Genomic DNA, 16,047 nt, shown 5'->3' on the forward strand with positions numbered 1-16,047 from the left:
GGTCTGCGCTGGGCATGCCGTGAATCGCCGTAGATATGGTGAGATTAACCATGGCCATGACCCGTTCAAAGCTTTGTTGGGCTTGGAAATAGGTGCGGATCAAGGGATGTTTGTTCATAAGACGGACTTTAAGGTCGATAAGAGCTAAGGCATCTTTTTCGGGAGTGACTTTACTGATCATTTGGGTGGTAACAATTTGGCGTTCTTTTTCTTGATACTGGAGAAATGCTTCGTTGGCTTCCGGATCAGCTTTAATAGCAGCTTCGGCGGCTAGTACAGCTTGTACTTCGGGGGTTTGGAGCAGGGCCTCTCCTAATTCCCTAGCCTTGTCAATGTAGCTCATTAATAGGGCACCTCCTTCGATTCCTTATACAGGGTATGCTTAAAAGAAGGCGGAGGTGAGGAAGAATAGATATTAAGAGAATTCAATTATTCTTGGAGGGATTAGAAAGGGATTTGTAGAATATTGGTTCTAAGACATTTAAGGGGGGAAATAACAGAATATGCGAACATATCGGATTGAAATCCGCTTGATTCAGTTTTCGGTGTTTTTAAGTGTGCTCGTAGTAATCGCCGGCTTTTTTGGCTTATGGGGCAATACGAAGGAACAGGTCGTTACTCCCCCAGAGCAAAAAGAACAGGCTCCTGCCTTAGAAAATACAAAAATAGTCGCCCTTGGCGATTCCTTTACCTATGGTTACCCGACAAATATTGAGAACTTTTGGCCGAAAGTAATGGGGCAGACTTTGCAGGTAGAAGTGGTGAACAAGGGTAAGAGCTCTCAGACCGCCCAAGACCTTTATTCCCGCTTTGATACGGATGTGCTGGCTGAGGAGCCGGGCCGGGTGATCATCTTTGTCGGCAATGGTGATGCCATTCAAGGTATCTCCTTAGAGACTTACCAGCAATATATTCAGGCTATGGTCGATAAGGCACAGAGCAATCATATTATACCGATTCTCGCCTTACCCCTGCCTTACACCGGAGTCCAAAGTGTTATCAAGGAGTTTAGAGAGTGGGAATTAAATTATGCTAAGGAGAAGGCTATTCAAGTCTTAGACTTTGCTACGGTGCTTATGGATGCTAATAATAATTATTTGGATGGGTTGTCTAAGGACGGCAAATATCCTACTGAAGCAGGCCATAAAATTATGGGGGACTATGCTGCCCGGGTCTTAAAATAGACTCGTAGCTTCTTAACACCCGTTCTGAATTGAACCAGGTGGCTTCGTTTTCCCTGAAAGCTTCCTTCGCCTATATAGCCCCTTCGTCTAAATGCGTTCTCTCCCGTTTAAGAAGCTACGTGAATAGATCAGTTTCAAGACATATGCAAAAAGGCCTTTGAGTCGTACTCATAGGTCTTTTTAGTGGAGAAAACTGATGAGAGCAAAGAAAATATAGCCGAGGATTCCGCCCAGCAAAGCATAGCGGGGATGACGTTCCCGAGAGAGTGGCCAAAGTTCGGCAAAGACGAGAAAGGCCATGGCACCTCCGGCTAAGGCCAGGAAGAAGGATAGGGAGTTTTGAACGCTGTCTACAGCTAATAAACCGATAAGGGCACCCAAGGGTGTAAAAAAGGCAATGAAAAAGTTGAGAAGGAGTATTTTCCAGCTCTTGACTTCCGCCATTTTTAGGGGGGCGGCGGTGGCCATTCCTTCCGGTAAGTTATGTAAGGTAATGGCAATAGCAATTAAAAAACCCAGTTCTCCTGCGGCTTCTTGGCCAATGGCTATGGCCATGCCTTCCGGTAGATCGTGAAGGGCAATTCCCGCGGCAACTAAAAGACCGATCCGCTTGAGCCGTTGGCGTCGGGAAAGGGGTAGGGCAGGAGCGGAGGCGTTAATCCGGTTATCGGCTAACTTCATGAAGATAATGCCAAAGATAAAGCCCAGCAGTACTTGCCGCAAGGGGCCAATTTGCCAGGCAGTGGGCAAGAGATCCAGTGAAACAACGGCGAGCATTACTCCCCCGGAGCCCGCCAGTAAAAAAGCCAAAACCCGCTCTTGGGGACGGCCGAAGATTACTACCAGCAAACTCCCTAAGGTAGTGGCAAGTCCTGCAACGGTGCTAACCCAGAGAATGGGGAGCCAATCCTGCATTTGCGTATTCCTCCTAAGCAGGGATTTTAACCAGACTTCATTCAGGGGATTCGCCCCCCACTGAATGTTAATCCGGTGATTAAGTAGAAGTCTTGTAATAGGATTATGAAAATAATTTATGGGATAGAAGTCATGCGATTTTTTTCGTAAATTAATGATTAGACCTTTATTAACTCTGGGCATACTGGAAGTAGAGATATGCTTAGGAGTTGAGAGGGTTGTTTAAGAAAGTTTTTCAATGTGCAGATTATACTAAAGTCATTGGCATAATACTAGCTGTGCTGCTAACTATTATTTTTCAAGTTGAAGTATTTCGTACGTCATTTGCTTACGCCCGGTCTGTGGAACAAGCTAAGGATCTGCTTGCTATAACTCAAACGGTTGGCAATCGGGAGGATCTTGTTCGTTTTCATGTGGTGGCAAACTCCGATTCCGAGGAAGATCAAGCTTTGAAGCGAGCTGTAAGAGACGGGATTCTTAAGGAATTAGCTCCTCAACTTGCCGGTGCTAAGTCCCTAGAGGAATCCCGACAGATCTTAACAGGGTTACGTCCTGAGATGGTGGAGATAAGTCGACGGGTTATTGAAGCTTGGGGAAAGGACTATGAGGTCAAAACGGAATATGGGAATTTTATCTTTCCGACCAAATCCTATGGTTCTTTGATTCTTCCTGCCGGTGAATATGAGGCGCTGCGAGTTGTGATCGGCGAGGGGAAAGGTTCTAATTGGTGGTGTGTGCTTTTTCCGCCTCTTTGCTTCGTGGATATTAACCATTCCACTGCCCAGCAGGTGGATGGGAAACCGGGAATTCCTTACTCGGAGAGTAATTTTACTTCTAATAATAAGGCCCAATCCGGCTTAGATGGGTCAGGTAGGCAAATAGAAGCAGATGGTTCCCATGGTATGGTCAAGCCGAAGGTAAGATTTTGGATAGTCGAGAAACTAAAAAAAGTGTCATTCTGAGCCACAGAGAGGAATTTTTGAATAAAGGGACCTGTCCCTTTATTCACCGGGAAAAATAAGAGCTGTCATTCTGAGCGGTAGCGAAGAATCTTGACCCTTGCGGCGAAGATCTTCACTTTGTTCAGGATGACAGCTTTTTTGAAACAAGGAACCTGTCCCCTTGTTTCACTAGAGGCCTAGTATTTCTTTGAGTTTGCGGGATTGGGTGCGGCTGACTGGGACTTCGCTGCGTTCGTTATCATCGACTACAATCGAGTAGGTTCCGTTGAAGTAGGGGATGAGTTCCCGCATGCGTTGAATATTGACTAGGTAGCAGCGATGGGTGCGGAAGAAAAGATTGGGGTTAAGACGGGCTTCCAATTCCCTCAGGGTAAAGCGGGTTAGATAGGACTCTTTTTGCGTCTTGGCAAAGACATTATCCTTATCGGTAAAAATATAGACGATTTCCTCCGGTCGCAGGAGAATGGTTTTACCACGCTGCTCCACGGGAATTACTTCTAAGGGGCGGCTGGTGCTGTTTTCCGTGGAAGCTTTGGTTTGGGGGGGCGAAGGAGCCGGAGCGGGTTCTGCTGCTTCTACGGTGGATGGGACGGATGCCGGTGAGGTGGATGCTGCAGCAACGGGAGATAAGGCATTAATATAGGTATATAATTTATTTATTGCTTGGTTAAGGCGTTTAGGGTTGATGGGTTTTAATAAATAATCAAGGGCATTTACACAAAAAGCTTCCACCGCAAATTCTTCGTGGGCGGTGATAAATATTATGGCAGGAGCATTCTCTTTGTCCTTTATTTGGCCGGCTAGGTCAATTCCCTTAAGGCCGGGCATATCTATATCCAGAAAAACTACGGAATAATCGAGGTTATTAATCAGCTCCAAAGCTTCAATGGCATTGGCTGCCTCCCCAATAACCTGAAGGTCCGTATAGTCTTGCAGCAAGAAACGAAGCTCTTTGCGAGCGGGTGATTCGTCATCGACTAATAAAGCGCGTAATTTCAAAGGTTCCACTCCTTTCTGCGGAGGAAGAGCATGAGCTTCCTAATTTCATACTATTCTGATAACATTCGGAGATTCCTGCTTTTCGTTAGAGAAAAAATTTATAAATTAAAAGATTTTCTTAAGATGACCTGTACTATTTTCTGGGACAAAGCATAGCATTTAGTAGAGGAAACTAGGAATATCCATTTCCTTAAAGTTTGGCTAGGAGGAAAAAAGAATGAGGAAGTACTTATTTTACTTAGGGGTGCTTTTTCTAGGAGCGGTCCTGCTCACGGGTTGCGGAACGCTGCAAACCTTGGTGAAAGGAGATGGTGAAACCACTTCCTTTGCTGATTGGATTGGGGGAACCGATGATCAAGCCAATGTTCCGGCAACCAGCAGTCTTGGCGATGGAAAAATGATAAGTCTGTATTTCCCTGATTCTACAGGGCAAGCCCTTGTTAAAGAGGAAAGGACTATTCCGAAAACTTTAAGCTTAGCCCGTGAAACGGTAAACCAATGGTTAATGGGTCCTGCGGTTCAAGGAGAGACTCAAGCGGCAGTTGACCCAAAAACTAACCTGCTGGACATCGCCATTAAGGATAGTGTGGCCATTGTTGATTTAAGTCGAGAATTTACCCGGGTTTATGGCAATGTGAACCAGGAGGTCGCAATATATGGGCTGGTCAATACCTTGACCCAATTTCCCACGGTGCGGGAAGTGACATTTAGAATTGAAGGGAAATCCCTCACTAAATTAGGCAATCTTGATGTGTCAAAGTTATCCTACCGGGAAGGCCTTGTAAAAGGCGGGGGGGTATACAATGGAGGGAACAGTAGTATAGGGTCTGAGGCCGTAGGAGGCCAGGTTCAACAAAACAACTTGGGTGTTCCAAAATCTACTGCACCTGATTCCCCCAGTGGTATTAATCTGTTCTCATTTCCGGTAACAACCGGGTAAATGGGTTTCACCAAGTGAAACTGCGTTTCACTAATTGGACAAAAAATAAAGCAATTTCTATTTTTTTAAATATTATAATACAGATTTTATATTTCGTACAGTGTTTTATTTGGATTCCGGGGAGAGTACCCCGGAATTTTTATGTGCAAAAATTCATTATAATAGCTAAAGCCAGTGTTTTTTTCTTTCGACTTATGTTAAAATCTGCTTAAATGAGAAGAGTGAAAATTATAAATATTCATATTGGGGGATTGGAAGAATGGAAGTTAATGAGGAATTGAGTCGGGAGTTAGAGGAAGCCATACGTCGTTCGAATACTGTGATCTATAGGAGGGGACAGGCTCTTCTTGTTGAAATGGGGATTTCGAATCCTCAATTCAATACTCTTTTAGCACTTTATGAGTTTGGACCATTAACCATGGGAGATCTGGGGAAGCATTTGTTTACTGCTTGCAGTACAGCTACAGATTTAGCTGATCGGCTGGAGCGGGATGGGTTAGTGGAAAGGATACGTGATTCAAAGGATCGGCGGGTTGTGCGGATGCATCTGCTTAATAAAGGAAGAAGAATTGTTGAACTGATAATGAATGAACGCTATCGCTTTTTGGAGGAGGTATTAGTGGCATATACGCCGGAAGAGCATCACGTTATGCTGGAGACCTTAAAGCGTTTGATCGAGAGGGTTGAGCGCACGGATAAGACTTATCCCGTTCAGCTGGAAAATGTTCAGAATATGAAGAAAAGATTAATTTTGAGTCCTAGCTAAAGGTTTTTTATGGTTAGATGTCGAATACAACGAAAACATTAGCGATATAGATTCAGTATGTAAGGATTAGGCAAAGACATCGTGACAGACGGAGGCTGCGGCATGACAAGCTGGGACATCATGAAGTATATGGAATGGATTGAAAAGAAAGATCCTTTGACCTACAACCATTGTAGCAAGTCTGCAGATTACGCATTAATTCTTGGTAAGGCCATATCTTTAACTGCTGAGGAATTGTTAATTCTAAGTGTGGCGGCACCTCTTCATGATTTAGGAAAAGTCAAAGTGCCTGATGATATTTTAGTTAAACCCTCAATCCTGACCGAGAGGGAGTACAAGGTTATCCAATGTCACCCAATTTGGGGTGCGGAAATGATTTTTGATCAAGCAGGGAGAAATCCGAACTGGTTGAAGGTAGCGGAGATTGTTCTTAATCATCATGAACGTTTTGATGGATGTGGCTATCCTGCCGGGATCAATGGGAAAGAGATTCCCTTTCTCGCTCAGATTATTTCAATTGCCGATGCTTATGACGCTATGACTTCGGATCGTCCCTATCGCAGTGCAATGCCGGAGGAAAGAGCCCTTAAAATATTGCAAAGTGAACGGGGTAAACAATTTCATCCGGAGTTAGTTAAAGAATTTATTAAGTTAATAGCTTAGATGTTTTTATAGAACGGGAGAATTTCTCGTTCTTTTTAATTTTGTTGCGCTGTATATGGAGATTAGGGTTACAATAAAAAAGAGGATAATTTTGAATATCAGTAGAATTTGGAGGTCAAGATACTTCACTGCGTTCAGTATGACATAGTAACGCGTCATCCTGAGCCGATGCGAAGGATCTTGCCGGTAGTAGGGGATATAGCATATTAATAAGAAAAAACCAGCATAACTAATATGGAGACGGAGGTTTTTTAATGGGGCATGTGATCGGGATGTTTGATTCGGGTGTGGGTGGATTAACGGTAATGAAGGAGATTTCGACCCAGCTTCCTTAGGTTCGCATCATTTATTTTGGTGATACGGCACGGGTTCCTTATGGGAATCGTAGTAGAGAAGAATTAATTCGTTTTGGGGAAGAAATAATTTCTTTTTTGATAGATCAAGGGGCTGAAGTTATTGTGGTAGCCTGCAATACCAGTTCAGCCAATGCGGTGCCGGTGTTAAAGGATCATTTTCAAATCCCTCTGATTGGGACTATTGAACCGGGGGCAAGGGCAGCGGTTAATGCTACCGTAAACGGCAAAATTGGGCTGATCGCTACCGAGGCCACCGTGCGTAGTAAAGCCTATAATTCCGCAGTAAGACGGGTTTTAGTTAAGGGGGCTTTACCGGGTTCAATTGAATTAGTTAGGGCTCAGGCCTGTCCTCTTTTTGTTCCCCTGGTGGAAGCGGGACTTGCTCATTCCCCGGAGGCACGGGGGATTGCCCGAACTTATTTGGCACCTATTCAAGCAGCAGAGGTGGATACATTAATTTTGGGGTGCACCCATTACCCTTTTTTGGCTCCGGTGATCAGGGACATACTGGGGGAAAAGATGACTTTAGTAGACCCTGCTCAAGCTATGGTGGAAGAGTTGAAAAATGTGCTTAAGGAGCTCGAACCTGGAGAAGATCAGGAGCCTTATCACAGAAGTGATCGGGTTTCTAATCAGGGGCAAGGTAAACATGACTTCTTTGTCAGTGGTGACCCGGCTCTCTTTGAGCAAGTAGGTAATACTTTGCTCCCCGGCCGGATTTTTAATGTAAAAAAGGTTAGCTGGGAAGAATGACTATCAATAACATGATAAGTCCCGGCAATGTGTCATCCTGAGCAAGGCGAAGGATCTTGACCATGGGCAAGCATGAAGATGGCTAATTTACGTTGTTACTTAGACAATTGCTTAGAGGGGGTGTGATGTTGGAACAGAAAACATTGGTTCTCGGGGTAATCGGAGCTGACGTACATGCTGTCGGCAACCGCATTCTTGATTATGCATTTACCCAAGCGGGCTTCAAGGTCGTCAACATCGGGGTACTGGCTTCCCAGGAGGAATTTATTCGGGCCGCCATCGAGACGGGTGCTGCGGTGATTATGGTTTCCTCCCTATATGGGCATGGTGAAATAGATTGCCGGGGACTTAGGGAAAAATGCCTGGAGTCGGGAATTGGTGATATCCTTCTTTATGTAGGCGGAAATTTGGTGGTCGGTAAACAGGAATTCAGTGAGGTGGAAAAACGCTTTTTAGCTATGGGCTTCAATCGGGTATATCCCCCCGGCACCATGCCGGAGGAAGCCATCGCCGATTTGCGTAAGGATTTAGGCCTGTAGGGGGGGATTAGAGGTGCAGGAGATCCTTCTGATTGATTTTGGCAGTACCTATACCAAAGTAACCATCGTGGACCTGGAGGAAGAAAGGATTATTGGCAGGGGCGTAGCGGGGACCACCATCGAAACGGATATTATGAAAGGGTTAAAACTGGCCTTGGCTCAGATACCCGAACCAACCGGTGGATGGAAGTTTGCCCGAAGGCTTGCTTGTAGTAGTGCGGCCGGGGGACTGAGGATGGTGGCCAGCGGCTTAGTTAAGGAATTAACCGCTGAGGCCGCCCGGCGGGCTGCCTTGGGAGCGGGGGCACGGGTTCTTGAGGTTTTTAGTTATGAATTGACCCCTGAGGATATCGGTAAAATATCTTCAGAAAAACCGGACATTCTTCTTTTGGCCGGCGGCACCGATGGTGGCAATAAAGAGATCCTCCTGAAAAATGCCGAAAGGCTTGTGGAGTTACCCTTCTCCCTGCCGGTGGTTGTGGCGGGTAATAAGGTGGTTTCCCAGCAGGCAGCCGGGATTCTCCGCCAAAAGCATGCTCCGGTGGTGGTAGCCGAAAATGTGATGCCGGAACTTAATGTGTTGGAGGTGGAATCGGCCCGCAGTGCCATCCGGGGTATATTTTTAGATCAAATCATATATGCTAAGGGCTTGGACAAGGCGGAAGAATTTATAGAGCGGGTGATGATGCCTACCCCTGCCGCCGTTTTGGCTGCCGCCGAACTGTTGGCCCAAGGTTACGGGGAAGAACAAGGTCTGGGGGATCTCCTGGTTATCGATGTGGGGGGTGCTACCACGGATGTTCATTCTATTGCTGCCGGTGAACCAAGCAAACCCGGGGTAATGCTTAAGGGGCTGCCGGAACCTTATACAAAAAGGACGGTGGAGGGGGATTTGGGGATGCGCTATAGTGCGGAATCCTTAATCACTGCCGCCGGCAAAAGGTTGAATAAATATTTGGGCTGGGGTGATGAAGAGGTTCAGGAGCAACTTGACCTTTTCCAAGCCGATCCCTGGCGTGTTCCCCAAAATGAGGATGAGGCACGCTTCGATACTGCTCTAGGCAGGATGGCTGTGGAATTATCTATAAATCGCCATGTGGGGAGGATTGAGGTGGTTTATACTCCCTTCGGGGCCAGCTATGTTCAAGAGGGTAAGGATTTGACCCCGATGCCGGCGGTGCTAGGAACCGGTGGCGTTCTTCTCCATCATCGGCAACCCTTAGAAATTTTGCGGGGAGCTCTTTTTGATCCTGCGGAACCAACCATTCTTAAGCCGCAAAACCCGGCTTTTTATTTGGATCAAGAATATATTTTAGCGGCCATGGGGCTGCTGCGGGAGGTTGCTCCTCTTGCTGCTCTCCGGATGTTGAAAAAGTATTGTCAAAAGCTCTAAGAAAAGGGGGAGTTTTAACAATGACATTGAGTGCTCTCTGTCTGGATCCGGAAGAATTCGCACGTCAGCGCCGCGATGTTTTGGCCCAGTGGCCAACCGGACAAGGTGTGGATTTTGAGGAGGCTGTGGCTTACCATAAAAATTTACCGAAAAAGAAGGTCTTTGCCTCTAAGTTGGAGGAAGGGAAGGCCCAAGGGGTTACTTTTGCTCAGCCTCGCGCCGGGGTAGCCCTTTTGCATGAGCATTTAGAGCTATTGCGCTACTTGCAGGGAGAAGGAGAAGCGGATTTTCTTCCGACCACCATTGATTCCTATACACGGCAGAATCGCTATGCAGAAGCCCAGAATGGAATTGATGAAAGCCGGAGGGTGGGCCGCTCCATGCTTAATGGTTTTCCTGCGGTCAATCATGGGGTGGGGGCTTGCCGGCAGCTGATTGAGAATTTAGCGGTTCCGGTTCAGGTTCGTCACGGTACTCCCGATGCCCGCCTATTGGCTGAAATTACTTTGGCAGGAGGTTTCACGGCCTATGAGGGCGGTGGAATCTCCTATAACATTCCCTATGCCAAAGATGTTTCCATCGAAAACACCATCAAATATTGGCAGTATGTGGATCGCCTCGTCGGAATGTATGAGGAAAAGGGGGTTAGGATTAACCGAGAACCCTTTGGTCCTTTAACCGGAACCCTGGTGCCGCCGGCAATCTCCCATGCGGTCGCAATTATCGAGGGAGTGTTGGCTATTGCTCAGGGGGTAAGGAGTCTAACCTTGGGCTATGGCCAATGCGGTAATCTCCTGCAAGACGTGGCAGCGATCCGCACCTTGCCCTTACTGGCAACGGAATATCTCAATAAACTGGGATTCAGGGATTTTAATATTACTACCGTCTTCCATCAGTGGATGGGTGGCTTCCCTCTAGATGAAGCCAAGGCCTATGGGGTTATTTCCTGGGGGGCAACGGCGGCTGCTCTGGGAAAAGCAACTAAAGTTATCGTGAAGTCCCCCCATGAAGCCTTTGGTATTCCGACTAAAGAGGCCAATGCCGCGGGGATTCGTACCACCAAGCAGATTCTCCATATGCTTAAGGATCAGACTTTGCCCATGACGGTTGAACTAGCCATAGAGGAGAACATGATTATGGCTGAGACCAGGGCGATCTTAGACCGCACCCTTGATCTTGGGGAAGGAGATTTGGCGGTGGGAACGGTGCGGGCTTTCCAAGCGGGAGTTATTGATGTTCCTTTTGCTCCCAGTCGGTATAATGCCGGTAAGATCCTGCCGGCCCGGGATTCTCAAGGGGCAGTGCGGATACTGGATTTCGGTAACCTGCCTTTTGCCGAGGAGATCAAGGAGTTTCACCGGGAGCGGATCGGCCGGCGGGGGCGGGATGAAGGTCGGGATCCCTCTTTTCAAATGGTTATCGATGATATTTATGCTATTGGCAAGGGGATGCTGGTGGGGAGACCGCGGAGCTAATCCGCTCCTCGAAAGCACTGCTTTCGCACTTGTGCTCAGTGGCCGGTTGGAAACGTCCTGTTTCCAACCCGATTCCGCTGTAAGCTTTTCACGGGGTTCGGTATCCGCCCGTGTGAGAAGCGTTTACTTTTGAGTTCGGTTTACAGTCCCTTCGCGGGCTTATAATAGGGGGTCTGAATGATGAAGATCATAGATGTTATCGCTTCTCCCGGTTTAACGGGATTTTACTTTGATGATCAGAAAGCCATAAAAGCCGGGGCAGGGCATGATGGCTTTGCATATACCGGAAAGCCTATGACCCCAGGATTTACAGCGGTTCGCCAACGGGGAGAGTCTATTTCGGTGATGCTGATCCTGGAGGATGGGCAGGTAGCCTATGGGGATTGTGCGGCGGTCCAATACTCCGGGGCAGGAGGGCGTGATCCTCTCTTTTTGGCCGCTGATTTTATACCTATTATTATGGAAGAAATTCGGCCCAGACTCCTCGGGCAAGAGTTGGGTTCTTTTCGCAAGCTTGCTAATTCTATCGAACATTCCTTACGCCCCGACGGAGAGCGTTATCATACGGCTCTTCGCTATGGGGTGAGCCAGGCTATTTTGGACGGTGTGGCCAAGGCGAAGAAAATAACCATGACGGAAGTGATTTGCGAGGAGTATGATTTGCCTTTGGTGCCGGAGCCGGTGCCGATTTTTACCCAAACCGGGGATGATCGCTATCAAAATGCAGACAAAGCTATCCTTAAACGGGCGGGGGTGCTTCCTCATGCGCTCATTAACAATGTCGAGAAACTAGGTAAGCAGGGGGAGCGCTTGCTGGAATATGTGAATTGGCTGCGGGATCGGGTTATCCAATTAGGAGATCCGGACTATCGCCCGGTTCTGCATATTGATGTCTATGGTACTATCGGTATGGCCTTTGCCGATGATGTGGAGCGGATGGTTGAGTATTTTTTTGAGTTGGAAAAGGCCGCTGAACCCCTGCACTTACGGATCGAGGGTCCTATGGATGCGGGGAGCAAAGAGGGGCAACTAAGGCAGATTAAGGCACTGCGCGAGGCTTTAAGGAAGGCTGGGGTAAAGGTAGAGGTGGTTGCCGATGAATGGTGCAACACCTATGAGGATATTGTGGAGTTTGTGGATGCCCAGGCTGCCGATATGGTTCAGATTAAGACTCCGGACCTGGGCGGTATTCAGAATACCATTGAGGCTGTTCTTTATGCCAAGAAGTATGGAGTTGGGGCATATGTAGGAGGGTCCTGCAATGAGACCGATACAGGGGGGCGGACTGCGGTCCATGTGGCGTTGGCTACCCGACCGGATCAGATGCTGGCTAAGCCGGGGATGGGTGTGGATGAGGGGTATATGATTGTCCATAATGAGATGAACCGGATCTTAGAATTGCTTAGATATAAGCGTATACTCTGAAAATGCACAGGCGAGATGCCTTGCTTATGCGGAACCTAAGCAGAAGATAGAAAATTTTGAAAAGTGAGAAATGAAAAGAGGAAAAGAGACGGCGCATAGGGAAAACCTATAAGGGGTTTTTTAGGGGCTAAAGAAAGCGGGTCAATTCTGAAAAAGGAATAAGAAGGGGGTTGCAAATACCATGTCAAAGGTTATCCATGCGGATGAAATCACTGATGCGGTGGAAAGGCTTTGTATCGAAGCCAACTATGATCTTGGGGACGATATGATGCTTAAGTTCAAGGAAGCTTTGCAAACGGAAGAATCTCCTTTGGGCTGTGAAGTGTTTGAGCGGTTGATTGAAAACGCGACCATTGCCCATGAGGAAAGAGTTCCCATGTGCCAAGATACCGGCATGACCGTGATTTTTGTAGAGATTGGACAAGAGGTCACGGTGGTTGGGGGAGCTTTAAAGGATGCTTTGAATGAGGGTGTCCGTCGGGGCTATGAAAAGGGTTATTTGCGTAAATCTATGGTTAAGGATCCTTTTGATCGTGTGAATACCGGGGATAATACGCCAGCTATTATCCATTATGATATCGTACCTGGGGATGAACTTAAGGTCACGGTTGCGCCCAAAGGTGCGGGCAGTGAGAATATGGGTGCACTGAAAATGTGCAAACCTTCGGAAGGCTTGGAAGGAGCTATTCAATTCGTGGTAGATACGGTAGAGCGGGCCGGTGGTAACCCCTGTCCTCCCATTATCGTTGGTGTGGGTGTAGGTGGCTCTATGGAAAAGGCTACTTATCTGGCGAAAAAGTCCTTACTGCGCAGAGTGGGAGAGCCAAATGAAGAAAAGCGCCTGGCGGATATCGAACAGGAAGTGCTTAAGCGGGTAAACAAATTAGGAATTGGACCTCAGGGCTTTGGGGGATCAAATACTGCTCTTGCTGTTCATTTGGAGGTTTATCCTACTCATATCGCATCTTTGCCCGTTGCGGTGAATATCCAATGTCATGCAGCCCGCCATAAAGAGGTTATATTAAAGGGCAAATTGGAAGGGGAGGTATAAAAATGGGCGAGACTATTCGTTTAGAGCTTCCGTTGACCCAGGATAAAGTGGCTGGGCTTAAGGTAGGGGATAGTGTACTGCTCAGCGGAATAATCTATACGGGGCGGGATGCGGCTCATAAGAAGATGGTGGAGGCCCTATCCCGCGGAGAAGAGCTTCCGTTTGATGTCCGGAACCAGGTTATTTACTTTGTCGGTCCTACCCCGCCCAAGCCGGGCCAAGTGATCGGTTCGGCAGGTCCCACCACCAGCGGGCGGATGGATGCTTATTCCCCTAGGCTGATTGAGCGAGGTCTAACGGGAATGATCGGTAAGGGCTTGCGCTCTGAGGAAGTTATTGAGGCTATGAAAAAGCATGGTGCTGTCTATTTTGGAGCGATAGGCGGCACGGGAGCATTATTAGCTAAGCGGGTTCTCTCCGCAGAGGTTATCGCTTATCCGGAGCTAGGAACCGAAGCGATCCGTAAATTGGAGGTTAAAGACTTTCCGGCGATGGTGATCATCGATAAGGATGGCAATAACTTGTATGAATCCGGAAAGGCTAAGTATCGTAAAGAGTAATATTTTGTTGTTTATACGATCATTAGGATGATCATTTGCTAAATGAGATAAGGCAAAGGCTCTTAATAATGAAGACCAAATTAAAAGTGATGCCGCAAAAAGTTTACTCACCTTTGCGGCATCACTTTGTTATTTTGAGCTAGGTTGTGTCATCCTAACTGAAACAAGGGACCTGTCCCCCTGTTTCACTTGGTTGGTAAGCCGCTTATGCCAAAGACTGTGGCGATGTTTGACATATTCGCCATCGACATAGCCGGTAAACATGCCGGGGAGCAGTGCGCGGTTTTCCTTGAAGATGAAGGCTGCCAGGTGGCCGACGATACCCAAAATGAGCAATACGGTGCCGATATTATGGAGAGCAGTGTTCCAGTAAAGAAGAGAGTAAGGCAGTTCAACGCCGGGGACATTTTTGTACATTTTAATTAAGCCTGTGACTATCAGCAAAAGGATATTGCCGGCAATGAACAGATAAGCTATCCTTTGTTCTGCCAGATATTTATCAGAAGGGGGCTCCTGACCTTTAGTAAACATGGCTTTAATAATAAGGTAGGACTCCTTTAGATCGCCACGGCGAGGAAAAATATCAAACTCTTTGCGAATAAAGGCATTACCCACGTGGAAAAAGGCAACAAAAATGAGAAGGATGGCTGCCAGGTAATGAAGGTTAATGGTGGCAAAGTAGTCTCCCAACCATTCGGCACCGGGGAGCTTAGTAACATTATATCGACTATAAAGAGGCATTTGGCCAAAACCGGTGAGGATTAACAAAAAGATGGAAAGTGCTGTTGTCCAGTGGATAAAGCGATTGGTTAGGCTCTGTCTGAGTATTTTCGACTTTTTGCTCTTATTGCTCGTTGTTGCCATGATCCTCATTCTCCTCTCCTGCGTTATTGCCCTTTAGGGTTCGATAAGCTGTAATACCTGCCGCAGCTGCTCCGGCAAAAGGGGCAATGATGGCGGAATAAAACATTCCTTTTTCGCTTTCCAGATAATTGTCTACGTTTACCGGCATGCCGGGACGACCTGGTGCAGCGTCTTCTTTTTTCTTTTTATCCGCTTTAATGGCTTTGTCAATTTTATCAAAGGGAACACTGGAAACATAGAGAGTTGCAGTTCCGCCGTTTTCCTTATCCCCATAGACATAGCCACCGATAGCGTTAGCCTTCTCGTAAGCGAGGGCCTTAATTTCTTCTCGAGGCCCGATGGTTAGGGCCCCTTTGGGGCAAGCCTGCACACAAGCGGGTTCTTTTCCTTCTGCCAAAAGATCGGTACAGAGATCGCATTTATACATTACGCCGCCTCCGGCTAAGTCCGGGGCGACCTGCAGGTATAACCCTATTCCTGCTTGACGCTGGGGAATGCCCCAGGGACAAACATCCCGGCACTTGGCACCGCCAAAGCAAACCTCGTCGTCGATGGAAACCGCCCCGGTACTATCTTTAGAGATGGCACTGAAGGGACAGAGTTTCATACAAGTAGGGTTGTCACAATGCATGCAACGCCGCGGGATATTTACTTCTTGCTCAGCGCCATTGTGTTCCACTTTTACTTTTTCCACGAAGGTCCAATTATATGGGGTAAGGCGGGTTGTCAGGTCTCGTTTGTTAGACCAGTCTTCGACCTTCTTTTGGGGCCAATAGAATTTGAGCGGTTTTTGCGGCTCAGGAAAACGGGATTGGTTGTGTTGTCGGCAGGCGGTTACACAGAGTGGTGTAGGGCTGCCTTGACAGCCATCGCATTTAGTTAAATCGATCAGTGTCCCCAGTTTTTCCTGTTTGAGTTCTGAAGCAGAAACTGTGTTGTTCAGGCCTGAAGCCGCCAGGGCCCCAAGTAGACTGGCAGCAGTGGTCCGTTTAAGAAAAGTGCGGCGAGATATATTCTTCTCCATACCGATACCCCCTATAGGTATTATTTACGTATTATATTATTAGCATACTTCTAGCTGGATTACAAGAGAAAGTTGATAAACCGGCTTGGCCTTTTTGGTCTGTTTCAAAAATCTAATTTGTTCACCAAAATTTCACAGTTTCTTAAGAAGAAGTTAAGAAACACCTGCTATAATTCTT

At 47.2% G+C, this 16,047-nt stretch carries 17 protein-coding genes and 1 pseudogene; 13 read left to right on the forward strand and 5 right to left on the reverse strand.

All coding sequences use genetic code 11. The features are described 5' to 3' along the window. On the reverse strand, window positions 1-343 hold a 343-nt coding region (locus AC1U9U_RS05715; RefSeq protein WP_479959594.1), incomplete at its 3' end, for a YlbF/YmcA family competence regulator. Window positions 344-503: 160 nt separating this feature from the next. On the opposite strand from AC1U9U_RS05715, the gene AC1U9U_RS05720 reads away from it, so the two are divergent. Beyond that, a complete protein-coding gene (locus AC1U9U_RS05720) occupies window positions 504-1,184 on the forward strand; it encodes an SGNH/GDSL hydrolase family protein (RefSeq protein WP_479959595.1) in 681 nt (226 codons plus the stop codon). 180 nt (window positions 1,185-1,364) lie between these two features. Here the strand turns inward: AC1U9U_RS05720 and AC1U9U_RS05725 are convergent, their stop codons facing one another. Then, window positions 1,365-2,099: a ZIP family metal transporter gene (locus AC1U9U_RS05725; protein WP_479959596.1), complete on the reverse strand. Its 735-nt coding sequence runs from the start codon at window positions 2,097-2,099 to the stop codon at window positions 1,365-1,367. A 218-nt stretch (window positions 2,100-2,317) separates the two neighbouring features. On the opposite strand from AC1U9U_RS05725, the gene spoIIR reads away from it, so the two are divergent. Next, entirely contained in the window at window positions 2,318-3,061 is a 744-nt protein-coding gene (gene spoIIR, locus AC1U9U_RS05730) for a stage II sporulation protein R (protein ID WP_479959597.1), read from the forward strand. A gap of 168 nt (window positions 3,062-3,229) precedes the next feature. On the opposite strand, the gene AC1U9U_RS05735 is transcribed toward spoIIR, so the two are convergent. Then, window positions 3,230-4,060, reverse strand: a complete 831-nt coding sequence (locus tag AC1U9U_RS05735; protein ID WP_479959598.1) for a LytR/AlgR family response regulator transcription factor — start codon at window positions 4,058-4,060, stop codon at window positions 3,230-3,232. On the opposite strand from AC1U9U_RS05735, the gene AC1U9U_RS05740 reads away from it, so the two are divergent. From AC1U9U_RS05740 to AC1U9U_RS05790, 11 genes and pseudogenes are all read left to right on the forward strand, one after another. Next, complete coding sequence (locus AC1U9U_RS05740; RefSeq protein WP_479959599.1) at window positions 4,024-4,119, forward strand: sigma-70 factor domain-containing protein; 96 nt, start codon at window positions 4,024-4,026, stop codon at window positions 4,117-4,119. The genes AC1U9U_RS05735 and AC1U9U_RS05740 overlap by 37 nt on opposite strands. 158 nt (window positions 4,120-4,277) lie before the next feature. Beyond that, a complete protein-coding gene (locus AC1U9U_RS05745) occupies window positions 4,278-5,000 on the forward strand; it encodes a GerMN domain-containing protein (RefSeq protein WP_479959600.1) in 723 nt (240 codons plus the stop codon). Between the two features lie 259 nt (window positions 5,001-5,259). After that, window positions 5,260-5,766, forward strand: coding sequence for a MarR family winged helix-turn-helix transcriptional regulator (locus AC1U9U_RS05750; RefSeq protein WP_479959601.1), 507 nt, complete (start codon window positions 5,260-5,262; stop codon window positions 5,764-5,766). A 102-nt stretch (window positions 5,767-5,868) separates the two neighbouring features. Next, window positions 5,869-6,429 (forward strand): HD-GYP domain-containing protein, encoded by a 561-nt coding sequence (locus AC1U9U_RS05755; RefSeq protein WP_479959602.1) that lies wholly within the window; start codon window positions 5,869-5,871, stop codon window positions 6,427-6,429. 254 nt (window positions 6,430-6,683) lie between these two features. After that, window positions 6,684-7,538, forward strand: a pseudogene (gene murI, locus AC1U9U_RS05760) (glutamate racemase). 128 nt (window positions 7,539-7,666) lie between these two features. Continuing rightward, window positions 7,667-8,077, forward strand: coding sequence for a methylaspartate mutase subunit S (gene glmS / locus AC1U9U_RS05765; protein ID WP_479959603.1), 411 nt, complete (start codon window positions 7,667-7,669; stop codon window positions 8,075-8,077). Window positions 8,078-8,090: 13 nt separating this feature from the next. After that, entirely contained in the window at window positions 8,091-9,470 is a 1,380-nt protein-coding gene (gene glmL, locus AC1U9U_RS05770) for a methylaspartate mutase accessory protein GlmL (protein WP_479959604.1), read from the forward strand. Between the two features lie 20 nt (window positions 9,471-9,490). After that, on the forward strand, window positions 9,491-10,945 hold the full coding sequence (locus AC1U9U_RS05775) for a methylaspartate mutase subunit E (protein WP_479959605.1): 1,455 nt from the start codon (window positions 9,491-9,493) through the stop codon (window positions 10,943-10,945). A gap of 180 nt (window positions 10,946-11,125) precedes the next feature. After that, window positions 11,126-12,370, forward strand: coding sequence for a methylaspartate ammonia-lyase (locus AC1U9U_RS05780; RefSeq protein ID WP_479959606.1), 1,245 nt, complete (start codon window positions 11,126-11,128; stop codon window positions 12,368-12,370). A 181-nt stretch (window positions 12,371-12,551) separates the two neighbouring features. After that, window positions 12,552-13,421 carry a fumarate hydratase gene (locus AC1U9U_RS05785; protein ID WP_479959607.1) on the forward strand — a complete coding sequence of 290 codons (870 nt, stop codon included), beginning with the start codon at window positions 12,552-12,554 and terminating at the stop codon, window positions 13,419-13,421. Window positions 13,422-13,423: 2 nt separating this feature from the next. Next, a complete protein-coding gene (locus AC1U9U_RS05790) occupies window positions 13,424-13,981 on the forward strand; it encodes a Fe-S-containing hydro-lyase (protein ID WP_479959608.1) in 558 nt (185 codons plus the stop codon). Window positions 13,982-14,110: 129 nt separating this feature from the next. Here the strand turns inward: AC1U9U_RS05790 and AC1U9U_RS05795 are convergent, their stop codons facing one another. After that, window positions 14,111-14,845 (reverse strand): formate dehydrogenase subunit gamma, encoded by a 735-nt coding sequence (locus AC1U9U_RS05795; protein ID WP_479959609.1) that lies wholly within the window; start codon window positions 14,843-14,845, stop codon window positions 14,111-14,113. Next, window positions 14,826-15,869 (reverse strand): 4Fe-4S dicluster domain-containing protein, encoded by a 1,044-nt coding sequence (locus tag AC1U9U_RS05800; protein WP_479959610.1) that lies wholly within the window; start codon window positions 15,867-15,869, stop codon window positions 14,826-14,828. The genes AC1U9U_RS05795 and AC1U9U_RS05800 overlap by 20 nt, the downstream gene beginning before the upstream one ends. Window positions 15,870-16,047 lie beyond the last annotated feature (178 nt).

Source organism: Desulfitobacterium sp., from assembly GCF_982384815.1.